Origin of the sequence: Polaribacter sp. P097, from assembly GCF_036864555.1 — a bacterium.
Classification (GTDB): Bacteria; Bacteroidota; Bacteroidia; order Flavobacteriales; family Flavobacteriaceae; genus Polaribacter.
On the sequence record NZ_JAZETJ010000001.1, the window covers coordinates 1,145,847 to 1,171,399 of the forward strand.

Annotated in this window: 2 protein-coding genes; both read right to left on the reverse strand. The window is 34.3% G+C overall.

Annotated features, from left to right (window positions below; genetic code table 11):
* Positions 1-12: 12 nt before the first annotated feature.
* Positions 13-23,970: an isopeptide-forming domain-containing fimbrial protein gene (locus V7R38_RS05375; protein WP_334056460.1), complete on the reverse strand. Its 23,958-nt coding sequence runs from the start codon at positions 23,968-23,970 to the stop codon at positions 13-15.
* A gap of 161 nt (positions 23,971-24,131) precedes the next feature.
* On the reverse strand, positions 24,132-25,457 hold the full coding sequence (locus V7R38_RS05380; RefSeq protein ID WP_334056463.1) for a serine hydrolase domain-containing protein: 1,326 nt from the start codon (positions 25,455-25,457) through the stop codon (positions 24,132-24,134).
* Between the last annotated feature and the right edge of the window lie 96 nt (positions 25,458-25,553).

A 25,553-nucleotide genomic window follows, 5' to 3' on the forward strand; every position in this document is an offset into this window, starting at 1 on the left:
GCTTAATTTCTTTTATCTTCTTAAATAAACCCATCCTGTTTTTGGTGTTCTGTTACCATCATTAAAGTAAATGGTATAGAAATAAGTGGCAGAAGGTAAAATGCCATTATTCATTGAGGTACCATCCCAATAAGTTGGAGTTGTATTTGGGTTTCCATTATGTGAATATGTAAATACTTTATCTCCATATCTGTTGATAATCACAATTCTAAATTTAGGATATTCTACATGTAAATTCGGAATCTCGAAAGTCTCATTAATGTTATCTCCATTTGGTGAGAAACTTTCAGGGATTATAACTGTTATGTTTGGTGATATTGTACTTATTTCTGCATAATCATCTTCATCTATGTCTGCGTTATTTGGAGTCGAATCAGGATCTGACTCTGTTACACTTGTAACTTCTGCAATGTTAACCCAATCTCCAAAATTCAACACTTTTACAGTAATAGCTAACGTTTCAGTAGTATTACTTGTCATTGATGCTAAAGACCATATTCCTGTAAAACTATCATAATTACCTAAAGAAGGTGAAGCACTTACAAAGGTATAACCTGTAGGAATTAGATCTGTAACTTCTACATTAGTTGCACTACTAGGCCCTTTATTGGTAAGGCTTAGTGTAAATATGATATTTGTATCTACCAATGGGTTGTTATTGTTTACACTCATATTTAACTCTAAATCTGCAGATGAATTTGGAGTAATACTTACACAAACCTCATTGTTGGTTAAATCTGCATCACCTTGATTTATGCTGGTTACTTCTGCACAGTTTTCATAATCTCCAGAGCTTAATACTTCTGCTTGTATAATTAATACTTTGTTATCTGAAGTTGAAACAGTACCCACATTCCAAATACCTGTTGTGCTGTTATAAGTAGATGAACTGTTGTAACTGATAAATTGAAGGCCAGAAGGTAAAATATCTGTTACTTCTACACCAGTTGCTGTATTAGGCCCTAAATTAGAAACTGATATTTCATAATTTATAACATCGCCCACATTTGGTGTAGTACTGCCCAAAACTCTTTTTGCAATAACTAAATCTACAACAGAACCTGGTGTTATTGAAACAGAACCTACATCATTAGAACTATCTAAATCTGCTTGATCTGCAGTTAAATTAGACGTTGTATTTGTAATAGTTTGACCTGTTGTACCAGTATTTACTGATGCACTAATGTCTAAAGTAACAGCATCTCCATTGTTTATGCTACCAATTGTCCATAATCCTGATGATTGATTATAAGCACCATTGGTTGTTGAATGACTTGCATAGGTTACTCCAACAGGTAAAACATCGAATAAAGAAACATTTGTAGCTGTATCTGGGCCATTATTGGCAACTGTAATTTGATACACAATTACATCATTTTCATTTGGTGAACTATTACTTACTGTTTTTACAACACTAATATCTGCACTAGTAACAGTAATTGATTCTTCTAAATCGTCTGTAGTATCATCAGAATCTGTTTGGTCTTGTGTTTTGCTAATAGTATTTACAATTGTTTGACCTCCAGTATTCATATCTACACGAACTTGAAGCGTTAATGTTTCTATGTTACCTACTTCCAAATTACCAACATTCCAATTAGGGTTTGTCCAAGTACCTTCGCTAGGTGTTGCACTTACTAAAGTTAATCCTGTAGGTAACGCATCAGTAATGGTTAATCCTGTTGCTCTTGCTGGGCCTTTATTCTCTGCTTGAATTGTATAGGTAATTATATCACCAATATTAGGAGAATTATTATCTACGGATTTGGTAATTATAACATCTACATTTACTTGAGGCACAATACCTGCACAAGCATAATCATCTTCTGTTGTGCTACCATTGTTTGGCACAGAATCTGAATCTGTTTGATCTGCAGCAATTACTTCTGCACAATTTTCATAATCTCCAGAACTTAATACTTCTGCTTCTATAAATAGAATTTTGGTATCATTATTGGCTAAAGTACCTACATTCCACTCTCCAGTTGTAGCATCATACGTTCCAGAACTATTATATCTTACAAATTGTAAACCAGAAGGTAATAAGTCTTGTACAACAATACCTGTTGCTGTATTAGGTCCATCGTTTTTAACTACAATTTCGTAGCTAACAATATCTCCTGTTACTGGTGATGTATTGTTACCTAAAACTCTTTTAGTTAAACTTAAATCTATTGATGAACCAGGAACTATAGTTACACTACCAACATTATTTGAACTATCAGGATCTGCTTGATCTGCTGTTAAATTAGAGGTGGTATTTGTAATGCTATTGAAAGATGTATTTGCATCTACTGTTGCATTTATAGTTAAAGTTACAATGTCTCCGTTATTTAAAGAACCAATAGTCCATAAACCTGTAGCTTGATTGTAGTTTCCTGTATTTGCAAAATGACCAACGTAAGTTACACCTGTTGGTAGTACATCTTCTAAACTAACTCCAGTTGCATCACTTGGTCCGTTATTTTCTACAGTAATTCTATAAACAATGGTATCACCTTCATTTGGCGAATTATTAGAAACCGTTTTAACCACTTCAAGATCTGAACTTGTTACTGTAAGAGATGCATCTAAATCATCAGTTGTAGCATTTGTATCTGTTTGATCTTGCGTGTTAGATATAGTATTAATTAAGGTTAAGCCAAGCGTACCTGGTTCTACTAAAACTGATAGTGTTAAGGTTTCTGTAGTACCTGGAGCTAAATTACCAACTGTCCAATTTGGAGCATTCCAAGAACCTGCAGTTACAATAGCTTGATTGTAAGCTAAACCACTTGGTAAATTATCTGAAACAACTAAATTCGTTGCAGTTGCACCACCATTATTGGTAACAGTAATGGTATAGGTTACAATATCACCTTCATCAGGATTATCATTATCTACAACCTTCGTAAGTACAATGTCTGATTCGCTTCTAACAATAACAGTTGCAGATAAAACATCATTTGCAGTACTTGGGTCTGATTGATCTGCAATAGCAGCAGAAGTTGTATTTGTAATACTTTGACCTGCTGTTCCTGCATTTATTTCTGCATTAATGTTAAGTGTTTTAGACGAGCCTGCTGCTACATCACCTAAAATCCATAAACCTGTATTAGGATTGTAAGTTCCTACACTATCATCACTTAAATAAGTAACTCCAGTAGGTAAAACATCTGTAAGATTTACATTTGTTGCATCACTAGTACCATTGTTTTCTACTAAGATGCTGTATACAATGGTGTCACCTTCATTAACTGTAGATAAATCAACTGTTTTGGTAGTTACTAAATCTGAACTAGTTACTGTAATTGTTTCAGTTAAATCATCTGCTGTAGCATCAGAATCTGTTTGATCTTGAGTAACTGTAAGGTTGTTTACTAACGTTTGTCCTCCTGTATTTGCATCTACAGTTACCTCTAGTTGTAAAGTTGCAGAATCTCCTGAATCTAATGAACTAATTGTCCAATTTGGTGCAGTCCAAACACCTTTTGTAGGTATTGCATTACCAAAGGTCAATCCTGTAGGTAAATTATCTGTAATTACTAAATTGGTTACTCTGGCTGGGCCTTTATTTGTGGCTACAAGTGTGTATGTAATTATATCACCAACATTAGGGTTATTATTATCTACTGTTTTTGAAACTACTACATCTGCTAAATTATCTATAATTATAGAAGCTGATAATTCGTTTCCAGCATCTGTTGGATCTGATTGATCACCTATTGCTTTGGTAACTGTATTTGTAATAGTATTACCTGCTTGACCAATATCTACAGAAGCTGTAATGTTTAAGAATACAGTATCATTGTTTGTAATGTCTCCAATTAACCAATCTCCAGAAGCACTATTGTATAATCCGCTTGTGGTTGTATGAGTTACGTAAGTTACACCAACTGGTAATACATCTGTTAATGAAACATTGGTTGCATTAGAAGAACCATCATTTAAAACAGAAATGGTATACGTAATTACTTCACCTTCAAAAGAAGCACCATTTCCACTACTTGTTGTAATACTCTTTTTAGTGATTAAGTTACTACTTGTTACATTAATGGTTGCAGATAAAACATCTGTAGAGTTGTCTGAATCTGCTTCATCGCCAGTGGCTAGAGTAGTAGTATTGGTAATTGCATTTCCTCCTTGATCTGAATCTACTGTTGCAGTAATTTCAAGAACTTTTGTTTGTCTATTTGAAACAGTTCCTATTGTCCAAACTCCTGTAGTTACATTATAGGCACCTGCAGAATTATCTGAAACATAGGTAATACCAGCTGGTAAAACATCCGTTAATGAAACATTATTCGCTGAATTTGGTCCTGAGTTAGAAACTGCAATTGAATATTTTACAGTATCATTAATATTCGGACTTGCATTATCTACAGTTTTTACTGTAATTAAATCAACACTATTTACATTTATGCTTGCTGATAAAACATCGCCTGAAGTTGTTGGGTCTGATTGATCACCAATTGCAGCAGTTGTTGTGTTGGTAATTGTAGTTTGATTTGCACCTGTACCAGCATCTACGCTTGCAGAAATATTTAAAGTTTGTGTTGTTCCGTTTGCGATAGTACCAATTATCCAAACCCCAGAAGTTGTATTGTAATTTCCAGCTGAATCATCAGAAACATAAGTTACGCCATTTGGTAAAATATCTGTAAGGCTAACATTGGTAGCATCAGATGGCCCATTATTTGAAATTTCTATGCTGTACACAACTACATCACCTTCATTTGGTGTGCTATTACTTACAGATTTTACAGTAACTAAATTAGTACTTGTTACAGTTATAGAAGCAGATAATACATCTCCAGTTGTTGTTGGGTCTGATTGATCTGATTGAGCTGTAATTGCTGTATTTGTTATTGTACTATCGCCAGTTCCTGCATTTACTGTAGCAGTAATTGTTAAGGTTTCTGAATCTCCATTTGTAAGATTAAAACCATCCCATAAACCAGAACCTGTATTGTATGACCCTGAAGTTGTGGTATGACTTACATAAGTTACACCTGTAGGTAAATTATCTGTAAGATTTACATTAGTAGCATCACTACCACCATTATTGGTAACCACAATTGTGTAGTTGATGGTATCACCTTCATTTGGTGTTGCATTGTCTACCGTTTTTACAGTTACTAAATCTGATGAGGTTACAATAACAGTCTCAGATAAATCATCTGTAGAAGCGTTAGTATCTGTTTGATCTTGTGTATGTGTAACATTGTTGGTTAAACTTAAACCACCAGTTCCTGCATCTACTAAAGCTTCAACAATTAACGTTTGCGTATCATTTACAGATAATTTAGATATGCTCCAATTTGGTGCAGACCAAACTCCTGATGAAGCAGTAACATTACCAAAAGTTAATCCATTTGGTAATGCATCTGTAAGTACAAAATTAGTTACTTCTGCTCCAGATTTGTTGGTGGCAGTTATAGTATATGTAACTGTATCACCCTCATTAGGATTGTTATTATTTACGGTTTTTGTAATTTCAATATCTGAAGAATTTTCAACAGTTAAAGCAACACTTAATATATCTGGAACGTTGTTTGGATCTGTTTGATCTCCTACAGCTTCAGTAGTAGTGCTGGTTATAGTTGTGCCTCCAGTGCCAATATTTACTTGCCCTTCAATGGTTAATGTTTTACTAGCATTGGTTGCTAAGATTCCAATAGTCCATAACCCTGAACCTTGATTATAACTTGTTCCTGTAGGTGCTGTAAAATTGGTGAAAGAAATGCCTGTTGGTAAAAATGCTGTTAAACTAATACCAGTTGCATCATTTACTCCTTGATTATTTACCAGAATTGAATAAGTAACAATATCACCTTCATTAGGTGTTGTGTTGTCTACAGATATTTGTGTAACTAGCTCAGAGCTTGCCACTGTAAATGAAGCGTCTAAATCATCTCCACTTGTTACCAAATCAGTTTGATCTGCAGTTGCTCTAGAAGTAACATTTACTATTGATGAACCAGAAGTACCTGCATTAACTGTTGCATTTATGTTTAAACTGATAGTAGCACCATTAGCTAAATTACCAATCGTCCAAACTCCTGTAACATTATTGTAAGATCCAGAACTGTCATCACTTGCATAAGTAACATCAGTTGGTAAAACATCTGTTAAAGAAACGCCTGTTGCATCACTTGGCCCATCATTAGTAACAGAAATAGTATAAGTGATTACATCGTTTTCATTTGGAGTAGTAACATTTACAGATTTACTTGTAATTAAGTTTGCACTTTGTACGATTAATGATTCTGATAAATCATCTGTTGTTAAGTTACTATCTGTTTGATTTTGAGTATTAGAAACTAAACTTGTAAAAGTTTTACCTGCTGTACCTGCATCTACAGTAGCTTCTATAGTTAGGGTTTCTGTAGTTCCACTAGCTAAACTACCAATTGTCCAATTTGGACTAGTAAAAGTTCCATTACTTGGAGAAGCAGAGGTAATAGTTAAACCATTTGGAATAGTGTTTTCAATAACCAAATTCTGAACTTCTGTAGGCCCATTATTTGTTGCAGTAACAATAAAGGTAACAGTATCTCCAATATTTGGCGAAGCATTATCTACGGTATTTGTAAGTACGATATCTGCATCATTTCCTATGGTTATTGCAACACTATCTGAATTGTTAGACGTATCAGGATCTGAATTATTAGCAGTTGCATTATTGGTTGTATTGGTAATGGTAGTTCCTCCTGTAGCAGTATTAACAGTTGCATTAATAGTTAAAGTAGCTACACTACCTTTTGCAATAGCACCAACATTCCAAACTCCAGAACCATTATTGTAAGAACCTTCACTAGTTGCGTGATTGGTATAAGTAACTCCAACAGGTAAATTATCTGTGATTGTTACTCCAGTTGCATTACTAGGTCCATTATTTGTAATGGTTAATGTATAAACAATAGCATCACCTTCATTCGGATTTGTTTTATCAACAGTTAATGAGGTTACTAAATCATTAGATATTACATTAAAAGATGATACTAAATTATCATTCGTAATTGTAGGATCTACTTCTGCACCTTGTGCTTCTTGAGAAATTGCATTTGTAACAGTTTTACCAGCAGCAGATGCGTTTACAGTTGCTGTTATTTCTAAAACATTAGATTCTCCATTTAGTAAACTACCAATTGTCCAAACTCCAGTAGTATTATCATATGCACCTGAACTATCATCAGAAACATAAGTTACTCCACTAGGTAATTGGTCTATTAAAGTAATTGCACTTGCAGAACTTGGTCCATTATTGATTACAGTAATTGTGTAAATAACAGTATCGCCCACATTTGCTTCAGTTACATTTACAGTGTTTGTTGTTACAAGATCTGCACTAACTACGTTAATTGTGGCAGCTAAACTATCTCCAACAGTAGTTGGATCTGCTTGATCTGCTGTTGCTGCAGAAGTTGTGTTGGTAATGCTTGTATTAGCTGTACCTCCATTTACAGTAACTGTAATATTTATGGTAGCGCTATTTCCTGCAGATAAATCACTAATTGTCCAAATTCCTGAGGTAGCATTATAAGTACCTGCATCATCAGATTTGTAGGTTACACCATTTGGTAACCTATCTACCAAACTAACATTAGTTGCGTTGTTACCAGCATTATTAGTTACTGTTAACGTATAAATAATGTCTTCACCTTCTGTAGGTGTTGCAGTATTTACAGTTTTGGTTGTAACTAAATCAGTGCTAGTTACCGTTATTGATTCAGATAAATCATCTGCAGTTGTATTGTTGTCTGCTTGATCTGAAATTAATGTACTTGCTGTATTTACAATAGTTGTACCTAAAGTACCTGCATTTACTTGTGCATCAATAATTAATAAGGCATTTGCACCACTAGCTAAAGTTCCAATAGACCATAAACCTGATCCTGAATTATAAGAACCATTAGTTGCAGTATTACTTAAATAAGTTACTCCAGTTGGTAAAACATCTGTAATAGCCACATTTGTTGCAGTGTCTGAGCCTGTATTGTTGGTTACTTTTATACTATAGCTAATTACATCACCTTCATTAGGATTGTTGTTATCCACTGTTTTAGTAGCAAATAAATCTACTGATGTTACTGTAATTGCTTCTGAATTATCATCTTGAGTAGCATTTGAATCTACTTGATTTTGCGTATTAGAAATTGTATTGGTAATGGTATTTCCTCCTTGATCTGCATTTACAGTTGCAGTAATCGTTAAATTTCTAGTTTCACCATTTGGTAAAGAAGCTAACGTCCAAGTAGAATTTGTAGCATTCCAAACTCCAGAACCAGCAATTTCATTTACAAAAGTTAATCCTGCAGGAAGAACATCTGTAATAACAACATTTGTTGCATTGGCTGGCCCATTATTGGTTACAGAAATTGTATAATCTATAGTATCTCCAATATTAGGGGAACTATTATCTACTGTTTTCGATAATACAATATCTGTAAAGTTACCAACAGTTATGGTTGTAGAAAGTACATCGTTTGCAGTGCTAGGATCTGCTTGATCTCCATTAGCAGCTGTTGTTGATGCAGTAATAGTATTACCAAAAGTATTTGCATTTACAGTAGCTGAAATAGTTAAAGTTTTAGATGAATTTTTAGAGATATTTCCTATTGTCCATAAACCAGTTGCTTGGTTATAAGCTCCAGGTAAAGATGAACTTACAAAAGTTAAACCTGTTGGTAAAACTGATGTTAAAGATGCGTTTGTTTCATCATTTGGTCCGTTATTATTTACTGTTATAGTATAGGTAACTGTATCACCTTCATTAGGTGTAGGATTATCTACTGCAATAGTTGTAATTAAATCACTTTGTGTAACATTTATAGCTACAGACAGTACATCTCCTGCAGTATTTGAATCTGCAATATTACCTTGAGCAGCTGTTGTACTTGTCGTTATTGGATTATTTTGTGCTGCACCACTTGCAACTGTACCTAATAAGGTTAAAGTAGTAGAGGTGTTTTTAGATAAATTACCAATAGTCCAAATACCTGAGGTAGATGAATAACTACCTTGTGCAACAATTGCAGAATTAAAGTTAATATCACTTGGTAATAAACTTGTTAAACTAACAGATGATTCGTCATTTGGCCCATTATTGGTTACAGTAATTGTATAGTTTACTGCTTCACCTTCATTAGGTGTTTGGTTGTTTACACTAATTACCGTAATTAAATTTGCACTAGATACTGTTAAGGTAGCTTCTAAATCATCTCCAGCAGTTGTTGGGTCTGTTTGATCACCAATTGCTCTTTGTGTTATTGTATTTGTTATGGTTTGTGCATTTGTTCCAGAATCTACAGTTGCAGAGATGGTAAGAGTAGCACTTCCAAATTCATTAATAGTACCTATATTCCAAATTCCTGTTGATGATGCATATGAACCTTGACTTGCTGTTGCACTTGCAAATGTTAAGCCAGTTGGCACATAATCTTCTAGTGTGATGTTATACTCATCATTAGGTCCATTATTGGTAACAACAATAGTGTAGTTTACAGTGTCACCAACATTAGGGTTTGTATTATCTAATGAGATTGATGTTATTAAATTAGAACTAGTAACTGTTAAACTTGCCTCTAAAACATCACCAATTGTAGATACATCTGCTTCATCTGCTGTTGCAGGTGTTATGGTGCTTACAATTGTATCACCACCTTTATCAGCATTAATTGTGGCTGTAATTTGCAGATTTGCAGTACTATTTGCTGGAATTGTACCAACTGTCCAAAGTTGATTCCCATTTGAATAAGTACCTTGACTTGCTGAATTACCCACATAAGTTACACCTGAAGGTAAATTATCAGTAAATACAACATTAGTGTAAGCAGATGGCCCATTATTGGTTAAAGTGATGGTGTAATTTACAGTGTCTCCTGTGTTTGGTGATGTATTGTCTACCGTTTTTACTGTTATTAAATTACCACCAGTAACTGTGATAGGCACAGATAAAACATCTCCAGAATTACTAACATCTGATTGATCTGCTACTGCAGCAGTTGTAGTATTTGTAATAACACTACCAATTGTACCAGCATCTACTGTTGCTGTTAAGGTTAAGGTAGCTTTATTTCCTTTTGATAATGTTCCTATAGACCATAAGCCAGAACTACTGTTGTAAGTTCCAGAAGATACAGATGCTGAACCAACTAAACTAAGCCCTGAAGGTAATAAACTAGTTAAAGAAACATTGGTTGCATTTGTACTGCTTATGTTAGATACATTAACTGTATACTCAATAGTATTTCCTTCATTAGGTACAGGATTGTCTACACTTATAGTGGTAACTAAATCTACACTTGTAACATTCATTACTGCACTTAATACATTAGAAGATAAAGTACTACTTGTATGATCTCCATCTGCAGCAGTAGTATTAACTGTAATTGAAGTACCACCAGTATTATTGTTAACTTGTGACGTTACTACTAAAATAGCTTGAGCTCCATTTGCTAAATTCCCTATAGACCAAACTCCTGTTCCAGGAATAAAACTTCCTTGAGAAGCAGAATTACTGTTATAAGTTAATCCTGATGGAACAAAACTTGTTAAGCTAATATTCTCATCTGCAGTTGGACCGTTATTGGTAACTGTAATTGTATAGGTTACAATGTCTCCTTCATTTGGTGAAGCATTAGAAACTACAACATTGGTTAATAGTTTTGCACCTAATACATTTATAGTTGCTGTTAAATTATCGCCATTTGTATTTGGATCTGTTACTGTACCTGAAGCTGCTGTTGTTGTAGCAACAATTGCAGAACCTGCAGTATTTGCATCAACAGTTGCATTTATAGTTAATGTTGCAATACTTCCATTAGTTAATGTACCAACATTCCATAAACCACTTCCTGAAGTATAAGTACCTTGACTTGGTGAATTCGATACATAAGTTACTCCTGAAGGTAGTGCATTTGTTAAATTAATACCAGACTCTGAGTTTGGCCCAGAATTTCTAACGGATAAAGTATAAACTACAGTATCACCTTCATTTGGAGTAGTATTATCTACTGATAATTGGGTAATTAAATCTGCTGTTTGTACTATAATATCTGATTGTAAATTATCACCTGTAGTTGTTGGGTCTGTTTGATCTCCATTTGCAGCAGTAATTACGTTGCTAATGGTAGTTCCACCAGTATTTGCATCTACAGTTGCCGTTAATTCTAAAGTTACAGTAGTAAATTTTGCAATACTACCTATGGTCCATAAACCAGAAACTGAATTATAAGTACCAGAACTTGCATTATCTGCACTGTAAGTAACTCCAGCAGGTAATTGCGCTGTTAAACTTGTATTAGTCTCATCACTTGGGCCATTATTGGTAACACTTATTAAATACTTAATGGTATCACCAACATTCGGATTTGGATTATCAACTCTAATAGTTGTAACCAAGTTTGCACTTGTAACATTTACATCAACACTAGTAATATCTCCATTAGTTGTTGGATCTGCTTGATCTCCACTCGCAACTGAATCTATAGTATTCGTTATGGTTTGTCCTCCTTGATCTGAATTTATACTCGCTTTAATTTTTAAAGTAGCTTTATCACCAGAATCTAAGGTACCAATGGTCCAAACACCAGTTCCTGAATCATAGGTTCCTTGTGATGCTATTGGTGTTCCACTTAAAGTTACACCTGTAGGTAATTGATCTGTTAAAGAAACATTTGTGTCACTTAAACCTCTGTTGTTTATCACAGTAATTGTGTACTCAATGATATCATCTACATTCGGAGTTGGATTGTCTACTGCAATTACAGTTACTAAATCTGATGCACTAACAGTAATATCTGCTGTTAAATCATCTCCTGCAGTTGTACTATCTGTTTGATCTCCTGCACCTCTAGCAGAAATAGTATTGGTAATTACATTACCTAAAGTCCCTGCATCTACTGTGGCTGTTATAGTTAAAGTTGCTGTAGCTCCTTGATTTATATTTCCAATGGTCCATATTCCACTAGAATCATCATATGAACCTGCTGTAGTTGAACTGCTTACAAAACTTACACCTGTTGGTAATTTATCTGTTAAAGAAACATTTGTAGCATTAGTTTTACTAATGTTAGAAACATTAATGGTATAAATAACAGTATCACCTTCATTAGGTACAGGGTTATCAACTGATTTTGTTGTAATTAAATTAACTGTAGTTACGTTTATAGAAGCAGATAATACATTTCCTGTTGTAGATGCATTGGTATGGTCACCTTCTGCTTTTGTAGTAGTTGTTGTAATCGTAGAAGCTCCTGTACTTGCGTTTACAGTTGCTTTTACTATTAAAGTAGCATTGGCACCATTTGCAAGTGATCCTAACTCCCATTTACCTAAACCACCTGCATTATAATTACCTTGACTTTCAGTAGCCGAAACTAAAGTTAAACCTGCAGGCAACTGGCTTGCTAATTCGATGTTTCTATCTGTTGATGGGCCATTATTAACTACTGTATACGTATATGTAACTTCGTCACCTTCATTTGGAGTAGTATTATTAACAAATAAAGTAGTAACTAATTTTGCATCTTCTACAGTAATACTTGCAGATAAAATATCGCCTGTTGTATCTAAATCTGCAACATCACCTGAAGCAGCACTTATTGTATTTGTAATTGTATTTCCACCTTCATTTGCATCAACAGTGGCTGTGATTTCTAGAGTAGCTGTTGCACCATTTGTTAAAGTTCCAATAGTCCATAAACCATTACTATTATTATATGAACCTTGAGTTACAGTTTCACTTTGGTAAGTAACACCTGAAGGTAAAACATCAGTTAATTTGGTGTTTGTTTCATCATTAGGCCCTGCATTTCTAACTAAAATTGTGTATACAATTGTTTCCAATTCATTTGGTGAAGGGTTATCTACACGAATAGTTGTAACTAAGTTTGATGTTGCTACTAAAATATCAGTAGATAAAATATCACCAACTGTTGTTGGATCTGTTTGGTTACCTGAGGCAGCAGTTGTTGTGTATGTGATTGTGTTTCCAGCCTGATTCGAATCTACTGTTGCTATTATTTCGATTGTAGCAGAAGACAATGCTGTTAAGCTTCCTATTGTCCAAACTCCTGAAGCATAACTACCAGAAGAAGGGTTTGCACTTACAAAAGTTAAACCTGAAGGTACCATACTTGTTAAAGAAATCGCATCTTCATTAGAAGCTCCATTATTGGTTACAGTAATTGTATATTTTACTTGATCTCCAATATTTGGGTTTTTATTATCAACATTAAGAACGGTAACTAAATTGGCACTAGTTACGTTAACAGTGGCAGATAAAGTATCTCCTACATTTGACGGATCTGCTTCATTACCTTTAGCAGCTGTTGTTGTATTTGTAATAGATTGTCCTCCTTGATTTGCATCTATACTAGCAACTATGCTTAATGTTGCATCAGAATTTGTTGCTACATTACCAATAGTCCAAAGCCCTGAAGTTTGATTATAAGTACCCTGACTTTCAGTATGGCTTACATAACTAACTCCAGCAGGCAATAAATCTGTTAAAGATACATCTGTATGATCTGATGCACCAACATTAGAAACCGTAATTGTATAAACAACATTGGTATTAATATTTGGTGTTGGGTTATCGACCGTTTTTACTGTAATTAAGTTAGAATTTGTAACTGTAAGTGATTTCGATAAAACATCTCCAACACTACTTGTATCTGATTGATCTGCTACAGCTGTAGTTATAGTATTTGTTATTGAAGTACCACTAGTATTAGCGTTAACTGTAGCTGTAATTTCTAAAGAAACTTTTGCATTAGAACCTATAGCTCCAATGGTCCAAAGTCCTGTGGAGTCATTATAAGTACCTTGAGATGCAGAGTTGCTTACATAAGTTAAGCCAACAGGTAAACTTGCAGTTAATGAAGTATTTGTAGCTTCTGTTGCACTAACATTGGTAACGTTAATAGTGTATTTAATAGTACTTCCTTCATTTGGAACACTATTATTTAAACTTAAAACTGTAACTAAATTAGTACTTGTAGGATTCACATTTACAGACAAAACATCAGCAGTAGAAGTAGGGTCTGTTTGATCTCCATTAGCAGCTGTTGTGTTTACGGTAAGTGTATTTCCTCCTTGATCATTATTTACAGTTGCAACTATAGTTAATGTTTCTGTAGTGTTTTGAGTAATATTACCAATTGTCCATAAGCCTGAACCATCATTATAAGTTCCTTGGCTTGGAGTTGCACTAACAAAGGCAAATCCATTAGGTAACAGACTTGTTAAACTTGTATTTGTTTCATCATTTGGACCATTATTTGTTACATTGATAGTGAACGTAACATTTTGGCCAACATTTGGTGTAGCATTATCTACACTTAAAATAGTTACAAGATCAGCACTAGTTACATTTAAACTGGCAGAAAGTACATCTCCTGCAGTTATTAAATCTACCTGATTTCCAGTAGCAGCTGTTGTTGATCCTGTTATGGTTTGTCCTCCTTGATTTGAATCAACAGAAGCAGTAATATTTAATTGAGAAGTAGCACCATCGTTTATAGCACCAATTGTCCATAAACCAGTTGTGGTATTATAGGCACCTGAAGCATCATCACTAATATATGTAACTCCTGATGGTAACAAACTAGTTAAAGAAACATTTGTTTCATTACTAGGCCCTGCATTGTTTACAGTGATTGAAAATACAACCTGACTACCAACATTTGGTGTTGGATTATTCACAGAATATACTGTAATAAGGTTTGCTGAAGTAGGTGTGTAACTTTGTGATAAAACGTCTCCTGCAGTAGTTGCATCTGTTTGATCTCCATTTGCAGCAGTTGTACTAATTGTATTGGTAACATTACCTTGATTAGCATCAACAGTTGCATTAATCGTTAAAGTTGCAGAACTACCATTGGTTAAACTACCTAAAGTCCATAAACCAGTTGTTTGATTGTAAGACCCTACTGAAGCAACATTGCTAACATAGGTTAAACCACTAGGCACTATATTAGTTAATGAAATACCTGTTGCATTTCCAGGACCATTATTCGTAACTGTAATAGTATAGGCAAAGTTGTCATTTACATTAGGTGATGCATTAGTGATTGATAATACAGTTACCAAATTTGCACTAGTTACTGTAATAGATGCTGTTAAAACATCAACTGTATTTGTAGTGTCTGTTTCTGTAGCACTAATATTTGTGATGGTATTATCTATATGATTACCTGCAGTTCCAGAATCTACAGTTGCAGTAATGATTAAAGAATCAGAATTTCCAGCGTTGATATTACCAACTGTCCAAAGACCCGTTGTTGAATTGTAAGTACCACCACTATTGTCTGAAACGTAAGTAACTCCATTTGGTAATACATCAGTTAAAGAAACGTTTGTTGCATTATCTGTACCAGCATTATTTAAGTTGATGGTATACTGAATCGTTTGTCCTTCATTTGGTGAGGCATCATCTACAGAAATTACAGTAACTAAATTGATGCTTTTTACAGTAATATCTGCAGTACTTGCAGGTAATGTATTACTTGTACTTTGATTGCTTTCTATTTTTGAAACTGCAGTTGAAATGGTATTACCTGCAGTACCTGAATTTACAGTTGCAGTAATTTCTAAAGAGGCATTTGCACCATTTGCAATAGCAGCTGGTTGCCAAATTCCGGTTGCTGAATTGTAAGCACCTGCACCATTATCCGATACATAAGTTAAGCTTGATGGTAAAATACTAGTAAGCTCAATTCCTGTAGCAGTATTTGCACCTGAATTGCTAATAGTTATAGTGTATTTTACTGTATCACCTTCATTAGGTGTTGCATTGTCTACCACAATTGTAGTTGTAAGTGCTGCTTGATTTACAGTTAAATCTGCAGATAAAATATCACCTGTAGTAGTGGTATCGTTTTCAGTTGCAGTTGTTGCAATAGTTTGGTTGATGGTATTACCAGCTTCACCAGAATCTATACTTCCAACAATATGCAATGTTGCACTGTTTCCTGATGCCAAATTACCAATAGACCAAATGCCTGAAGTTGAATTGTAATCTCCTGAACCATCATCTGAAATATAAGTGATTCCTGAAGGAATTGTAGCAGAATTAACTTGAACGTTAGTAGCTGCACTAGGTCCGTTATTGGTTACTTTTATTTGATAAGTTATCTCATCATTTTCATTTGGTGTAGCATTATTTACTGTTAAAACAGTAACCAAATTAGCTTGAGCAACTGGTGTTACTGTAATTGAAGCATAATCGTCTTCTGTTGTATTTCCATTTCCAGGTGTAGAATCTGGGTCTGTTTGATCTGCAAATGCTATTTCAGCAGGAAAAGAGTACGTTCCTGATGCATTTACAGAAGCTGTAATGGCTATAATCTCAGGATTTGCATTAGTTACAGGCCCAACAAACCAATTTCCTGTTACTGGGTTATAAGTTCCTTTACTTACAATTGCACTAGCATAAGTATAACCTGAAGGTAATAAAGCAGTAGCATCTACATTTGTTGCATTACTTGGGCCAGCATTTGTTAATGTAATTGTAAACACTACATTATCGCCAACATTTGGTGCGTTATTATCTACAGTTAAAGCAATACTTAAATCTGCTTCATTATCAATAGTGATAGTAACAGTAGCAGTTTTTGAAACTGATGTTGGTGTATTTGTAACTTGATATTCTATAGTTACATCAGTACCAGCCTCTGCTAAGGTTGGTGTATAGGTTAAAATACCTGTTGTGTTATCAAATGAAGCAACACCTGCAGCAGAACCTCCTGTTTGCGTTATTGTTGTATTTGCACCAGGTAGAAAATCATCATTCGCTAAAATGTCTACATTTTTTGCTTGAGCTACTTTTGCAGTAGCTGTATCATTATTTGCAGTGGCAATATTGGTGTTAGGATCTGTTGCATTCGGATTACCATCATTGTCAATATCTGGATCTGTTTGATCTGGAATTTGGTCTCCATCAGTATCTTTTTGAACAACAATTGTTACAATACCATTAGAACAATTAGATGGATCTACATTTTCACAAATTCTGTACTCTAAGAAGTAAATTCCTGCAAGAACACTAGCGTTAATGCTAATATCTCCAGTGACTATATCTAAAGAAATTCCTGCACTTGTACTACTTATTTGGTTAAGTGTTACTTCTGTAATTAGTGCTGGTGAATTGTTTAAAATATCATTGGTTAAAACATTTACAATAGATGAATTCGCTACTTTTTCTACTACTTGAGCAGCATCATTATCTGCACTAATATTGTTAGAAATAATAGATAACACAGCAGCATTCGAGGTTACATCTGAGTCACAAACATAAGAAGGTGTAGTGATAACTACTCTATATTGATTGCTATTAAACGTGCTATTGTTAGGCGTTACAACTAAACTAGCTGAGGTAGAACCTGTGTAAAAACTATTGTCTGATAAATCTGTCCAAGTACCAACTCCACCATCGTTTACTTGCCATTGATAACTAACATCTGTTCCTGAACCACTTATTGCAGTTGTTACAGAAAAGGTAACAGATCTATTAATATTAGTTAAATGATCTACAGGTTGTGTAGTAATGCCTGATAAGGCTTTTGAAGTTTGTAAGAAATCATCTGTACCATTTGAATCATTGTCACTTGGTAGTGTGTTATATGCATTACCTGTTACACCAGCTGCAATAACCAAACCATTAGCATCTACAGTAGGTGAACCTGAACCAAATTTTCCATTGTTGTCTGAATCTGCATTTGCACCATAAACTTCATTTGAGTCATTACAACCATCATTATCTGAGTCTGCATCTAAAGAATTTATAATTCCATCTGAATCTATATCTGTGTTTCCAGCATCTTCAATACTATCTAGGATACCATCATTATCATCATCTAAGTCATTCACATCTGCAACTCCGTCAAAATCTGTATCAAGTAAAATAGTTAAATTTACTGTACCATATTCTGCTGGTAATGTACAATTCGTTGGATCTGCAATTTCGCAAAGTTTGTATTGAAAAGAATAAACGCCTGGAGTAGCTGTTCCGTCTGAAGAAACTTCACCTGTTGCAGTATCAAAAGTAATTCCATTAGGCACTGTACCAATTAATGTAATGGTTAAATTACTTACACTTGCTGTAATTCCTGCAGACATATCGTTAGAAAGCACTGTAGGAATAATGGTACCATTAAAAGCTTGCGATATTGTTTCAGTTTCATCTACAATTACAAATGGCTCTGGAGTAACTGTTAATTTTGCAGCATCCGTAAGAAAAGTACCAGCACAAACACTAGAATTGTTAAATACTTCTATTCTATATAGGTTATTATTTTTAGCATAAAGTGCTCTAATTACGGTTAGAGTAGGCGTATTAACTCCTGAATATTCTGCATTATTAGTTAAATCAGTCCAACCAGAAGCACCAGCTTCTTTAACTTGCCATTGATAAATAGGTGAGGTTCCTGATCCTTTTGTATTGAATTCAACCGTAAAAGTAGCATCGTCTTTAGAGTCTACTGTAATTGGGTTAGGTTGTGTTTTTACATGTGTTACTATAAGTGAAGATTGAATAAAATCTTCTACACCATTAGAATCGATATCTTGAGGATTTCTGTAGTCTGCAGCTATTACTTTACCTGTAGCATCTACTGCTGGTTTACCAACACCATAAACTCCATCAGAATCTGGATCTATTTTTGAACCATAAACTTCATTTACATCATTACAACCATCTCCATCTGAATCTGCATCTAATGAGTTAGAAACACCATCTAAATCTATATCAGAACCAGGACAAGAACTTAAAGGAATGGCTGTGTATATTAGGTTCATGGCTAATATATCATTATTATTAAGTGTGGCTAAATTTGGCCCACTAGAAACTCCTCCTACAGTGGTTAAAATATCAACATCAGATAATAAAATATCATTATAAACTTCATCTTTTATAATTACAATATTGTTATTAGCATCTGCAGCAAGAATAACATCATTTTTAGTAGAATTTGGTTCATAAACAGCTTGAAAAGTTCCTCCTTGGATAAAAGAAGTACTTTTACCAAAAGGCCCATCAAAAATACTAGTTGAGGCACCAATTGTAGTTGGTGTGTCTGGGTTTGTATTACCCGATTTAAGAACTCTGCCCCATTTTGTAGACGAAGCTTGCGTAACTATAACTGTTTTGTTAGGACTTGAAGACCATGTTTTTATAGCCGTGAATTCTGCATCTGAAAGCCAAGATTCTATAGTTGGAATTTTATCTATACCACCAATAAATATAGCATCTAAATTTAAATTATCTAAATCGGTTTTGGTTATCGGGCTTGCGTTTATAGGCACTAAAACAATTTCTGTTTTTACAATACCTGAAGGACCAAAATTTGCTGGATTTTGAATTTTTTGAGTAAGTGCATTACTCATATTATTACCATCTAGAGTATAGCCATCATCTCCATCTAAATCTCTAGCATTTGGTATATATCCTAAACGCATTTGAGTGGGTAGTATACATTCTCCTTCTACAGTGTCTAAAATTCCATCATTATCATCATCTAAATCTGTTACATCTGGAACACCATCTGCATCTGTATCTAACTGAACTACTAAATTTACAGTGGTTGAATCACAATTGGTTGGATCTGCCTTTTCACAAATTTGATATTGTATAGTGTAATTTCCTGGAGCTAAAGCAGCCTGTGTAACTAACGAGTTTGTTGCAGCATTAAAGGTTACGTTACCATTGGTGGTACCAAAGTCGGTTACAGTTACGTTTAAATCAGAATCTGTTGCAGCTGCCCCTTTAAATAGATCATTTGCTATTAAACTTGTAGCTAAATCGCCTGTACTATTTTGTACAATAGTGTAGGTGTCTAAATTAGCCACAATTGCGTGTGGTGTAACTGTTAATGCAACTTCATTGGTTGTTAATTCAGGGTCACATGCCAAAGCAGGATTAGTGATTTTAGCAAAATATACATGCCCATTATCTGTACTCTTAAAGTTAGATACTGTAAGTGTTTTAGTATTTACACCACTATACCCTTCATTAACACTACCAGCAGTAGCTGTTGAATTTGTTAATTTTTGTTCTGCACCTGTGCCATTTTCTTTAAGGTACCATTGAATAACAGAGGTGTCTGTGCCTGAACCTGTTAAGGTGTAGTCTGCTGTAAAAACGGCATCAGTATCAATTGTAGAAGTTACTGCAGTAGGTTGCGTGGAAATAGCTCCTAATTTTTGACTTAATTGCTGAAAGTCTTTAGTACCATTTGAATCTGCATCTAAAGGACTTTTTGTATAAGCACGAGTACTTGCTGCAATACCAGCAGCAACTACTAAACCATTGGCATTTACACCTCCATTAGCTAAGGTTGGTGTTGCTCCATATTGTCCATTTCCATTGGTATCAAAACCTGTTCCATATGCTTCATCAACATCATTACAACCATCACTATCACCATCATCAGATAAGTAATCAAATACACCATCGTTATTACTATCTATGTGTGTAGTTACATCTGCAGAAAATGATAAGGTTTGTATTCCTATACCTCCTGGACCATCTTGATTGTTAAAGGCAGTACCTATTTGTACACCTTTTTCAAAATCTACAACAGGTATTGGGTTAGGTTTTGCATTGGTAATAAAAGGCAATGCGTCTTCACGTCCACCTCCTTTGGTGTCTGCCATTAAACGTACCTGTCTGCCTAATAAATCTAATTCCAGAGTGGGGTTACCTTCTCCATTCCAAGGAGCCCAGCCACCACCATTAATATCGAATTTGCTGTTAAACGCAGCATTATTGTTGTATTGTAAATAATTAAAATTAACAATAACAGTTCCATTGATTTCAATATAAAAACCTTCATCAAAATACCCATTACCTGTTGCGCTAGATTGACTACCAATTTTAAAGTCTACAACAACATTACTCACAGTTTCTTTAGGTGCAAAATCTACATCTATATCTACGTAAGAAATGGTTCCAATACCACCTCCAGAACCACTTTCCGATCTTGAAACAGCTTCGAAAGCAAATTTACCAGTAGTTGATTTATCTGTAACCACATAACCGTTTGTAGGATTTGAAATACTTGGTCCAGCAGCAGCTTTTATTGATGTTGATGAAGTATATGTGCTTATTGGTCTTGCAGGAATTATAGCCCCAAAACCTTCGTCTGTATTTAAAATACCATCATTATCTGCATCTAAATCGTCAGAATCTAACACTCCATCACCATCTGTATCTAAATTATCAGTTACAATTATGGTACCTGTAGCACTTACATTTCCGCATTTACCAGTTAAAGGAATACTATAATTATAAGTACCTGCCAAAGTTGGTGTACCACTTAAAGTGATTACATCTGCAGCATAATTTGCTGTAACTCCTCTTGGTAAGCCTGTGGCAGTACCAATACCTGTAGCACCAGTAGTAGTATGTGTAATTGGTGGTAAAGTTTGGTTAGTTCCTACAGTTGGTGAGCTTGATGCTGCACTAACTGTTTCTACCTCATAAATAGTGATTTTACCAGTAATAATTGGTGCTGTACTACATTGTGAACTTACTGTATTTATGGTGTAGGTAAAATTACCTGTTTGTGTAGGCGTACCAGAAATAGTAAAAACTTTAGCAACATTGTTAAAACTACCAGTTAAACCTGTTGGTAAACCTGTAATGGTAGCACTATCTATGTTTTTTGCATCGTAGGTGATGTCTGTAATTGGGTCTGTAATACAAATTTCTTGGTTATTTGTAGTACTAGCAGAAGATAAAGCAATTGATGCTGGTGTACCTTGAATTGTAAAAACGGCACCATCATTTAAGGTAACATTTCTAAAAACTAATATATCTGAAAATAGTGCTGTTGCTGTAACTTGAGTTATAGTACCATCTGTAAAGTCACCATTTCCATCTTCATCTATTAATAAAGTGTAATCGGTGTGAAAAACACCTGATAAACATAATCCCTTTAAATCAAAAGTAAGATTTACATTGCTTACATTATTCGTGTTTTTAACTTTCCATTGTCTAGCTAATCTAGTCTTGCCAGTTGAATTTGTTGGCAAACCAGTGGTTTGTTCAGTTAAAGGATCATTGTTATGACCAATTAATAAGTAAGCCCCATTTTGTATATTGGCTTTAGAAATGGTGATATTCCCTTTTCCATCTTGACCTGTTCCATCTCCAGAACCAGTATTTATACTATTACTTCTTTCAGGATTTAGGCCATCGCCGTTTTCTTTACCTATTCCAAAAACATCATTCCAATAATTAGTATTATTCCAAAGAACGGTTCCATTAGAAGTAATGTAGCTGCCAACAGATGGGTCTAAAGTAATACCATATTTAATGGCTAAATACGTGTATATTTTTTTTCTTTGAAGTTCTGTATGAGGGCTAGAAAACATGATTAATTCAGCAATTTCTCCGTTAAAATAAGCTCTACTAACAGGCGCAAAATCTGTACCTAATATAGGAGTTCCTGTAAAAGTGCTAATAGACGATCCAGTACTTGTAACTTCAGAGGTAGAAAACACTTTACCATCAATAGAGCTAAATTGGTTATTTAAATTGTTAGCTGGTATAATCTCAGAAACAGCTATTCTAGCCTTTGAAGTTCCTAGATCTCCTGCAGATTGAAAAATTATTCCTTGACCAGAAGAGGAGTTAGAAACCCACATATTTGGGCCAGCAAGCATACTACCATCAAAACCTTCCACACCTTTATTAACACCTATTAAAGGGTCTCTTTCAGTTGCACTATTTCTTTTATAAACGGCATATATATTTTGAAAAACTATGGATTGACTCCCTTGCAAATAGTCATCTACACCATCAAATACAATGGATTTGTTAAAATTAATACCATTACCTACAATTTTTGGGTCTCCATTAACAGTAAAAGTATTGGCTCCAGATTGGTCATCCCAGTTGGTTAATTTATCTCCAGAATTTGAAACACCATCACTGCTATTTAACCATAAACTTGCACCAGTAACTCCACCTGGAGAACTAGTAGTAAATGTTTGGTCTGAACCAAATGAATCACCTGCTGTATTTGTAGATTTTAACCTGTAATGATAAACAGTTCCAGGAGCTAAACCAGTTAAATTTGCAGAAACTGTAATTGCAGAAGATGCATTACCAGATGAAGGTGCAGAATTAATAGTTTGGCCATAACTTGCAGTTAACCCATATTCAAACTCAAAATTAGAAGTTGAACCTTGTGGATTAACCTCACCATTTAAGGTAGCTGTTGAGCCTGTAATATTTGTTGCTGGATTTGTAGTTACAGAAGAAAGAGCAGCCCCAATTTGTGATTGACTTAAAGGGCCATCCCACAAACGGATTCCTTCTACAGTTCCTCCAGGTGTATTTTCTGAACCTACAGGATCATTTTTAAAAAAGATAAATTCGTGTTTACCTCCAACCAATCTAGGCACAGAAGTATCATTGGTGTCGGTTTCTGAGTATACCAGTGTTACTGAGCCATCATTTTCTACAATGTAAACTTTTATTTCTTTAGACGCTGTTCTTGTTAAAATGAAATCGTAAAAAACATTAGGTAAATAAGTTACTTTATCATCTGCACCAAAAGGAAAATATTGTAAATTTTGATGATTAAAATAAAGACCATCATCTGAAGGTCCTTTAAAAGAAAGAATTTTTTTATAACTTTTAGAAGTTCCATCTGCGTTACCTGTGTTCTGATAAGAAATTCTAAAACCTATAGAATAGCTTTCTTCATCAACTAATTTATCGGTTTGTAAAATTAAACCTCCTCCAGGAGAACTTGGTTGAGACCAGGTCCATCTATTAGGATTTGAACTAAAGCTCGAAGATGCTACATTGGTTGCTGTTAAACTAACTCCAGTAGGTTTAGTATCGTTTAAATTACCATTAAATTCAAAGTTATGTACTAAGTTTTGACCTAATAAAACAGGCGAACTTAGTACTAAAATTAAGGTAAGTTTTTTAATGTTTAATAGAATAGAATGAAGGTAACTATAAATCATCTTTATTAAAAATATTAATTATTTCATAGGCAAAAAAACACCTGTCAAGAAGGGAAAAAGAATGTTTTTTAATTTTAAAAGCTAAAAGTAAATAAAAAAGTTGAAACTTATTAACAAGAATTTAACAGATTTCAGTTATTATCAGACATTTAACGTTAAGTTTAATTTCGGATGCTGTTAACAACTTTTTCTAGAAAGGTATTTACGTCTGCGTTTTTGGTTAAACCTAGCCTTACAATTACCATTTCTTCATCTGGCAAAATAAATACATTTTGCCCTTGGTAACCACTAAAAAAGTACATGTTCTTAGAAACGCTTGGGTATCTATTGCTAGCATTTAGCCAGATTTGAGCACCATACCAACCCTTAGAGCTTGGTGTAGGTTCTGTAGCGTATTTTACCCAATTTTCATCAAATAGTTGTTCGCCTTTCCAGTTTCCATTTTTTAAATAAAGTAAGCCCAATTTAGCCCAATCTCTGGCTGATGCCCAAGCATAAGAAGACCCTACATAATTGCCTTCTAAATCAGTTTCTATTAGCATAGAATTCATGCCTATTTTATCGATTAAATCTGTATACCAAAAATCTAAATATTCTTGATGAGATTGAAATTGTTTTCTAAGAATACCAGATAATAAATTGGTGGTTCCAGAAGAATAATTCCAGCTTTGGTTTGGTTGACCTACAAGTTCTTTTAGTTCTTGGGTTTTAGTCATATCTCTCTCTAAAAAAAGCATTTTTGTGGCGTCAGAAATTTTGTCATAATTCTCATCCCATTCTAAACCAGAATTCATTTGTAGCAGATTATGAATGGTAATTTTGCTTCTTTCATCATTTTTCCAAGCGGCTATAGGTGCTTTCTCTTGTACATTTATTTTTTGTTGATGCTCTAAAATTCCGAAAATGGTACTGGTAATACTTTTTGTCATAGACCAGCCTAATAACTTAGATTCTTTTGTAAAACCATCTGCATATTTTTCTGCAATGATTTGATCTTTGTACAAAATTACAGCAGCTCTAGTCTGGTTTTTTTCATCAAATAAATAGGTTAAAGCATCATCTAATTTTGAATAATCAATATTGTTGAAAATAGTGTCTTTCTGTTCTGCATTTCCATAAGGATAAGGCGTTTTATTATCAGGAATACGTCTTTTCGGTTTTAAATAAGTGGCGGATTCATCCTCTTCAGTCAGAGTAAGTACAGCACCTAAACCATCTCTATAAATTGCTTTTCTTGTTAAAAGCCCAAATGCAGAAGAAATGGCAATTTTCTCATCAGCATTCATGGTGTTTGTAGCTAAGTTTACTGGAGAAAAATTGTTGTCTGTAGCATTGGTAAAATCTAAATCTCTCTTAGCAAGAAAAACAGATGAAGCTGTACTTTTGGCAGCATAACCAGAAAGCATATTTAACTTTGGGTAGTTAAAAAAAATAATAAGGATTAAAGAAATAGAGAATAAAAGTAAAATTCGCTTTAAAATTTTCATTGCAAAGAGTTTAGTGATGTAAAAATAAGAAAATCATATTGTCTTTCTTCGCACTTTAAAAAATCAAGTTTTATCTTTGTATTTTAAAATGATTCC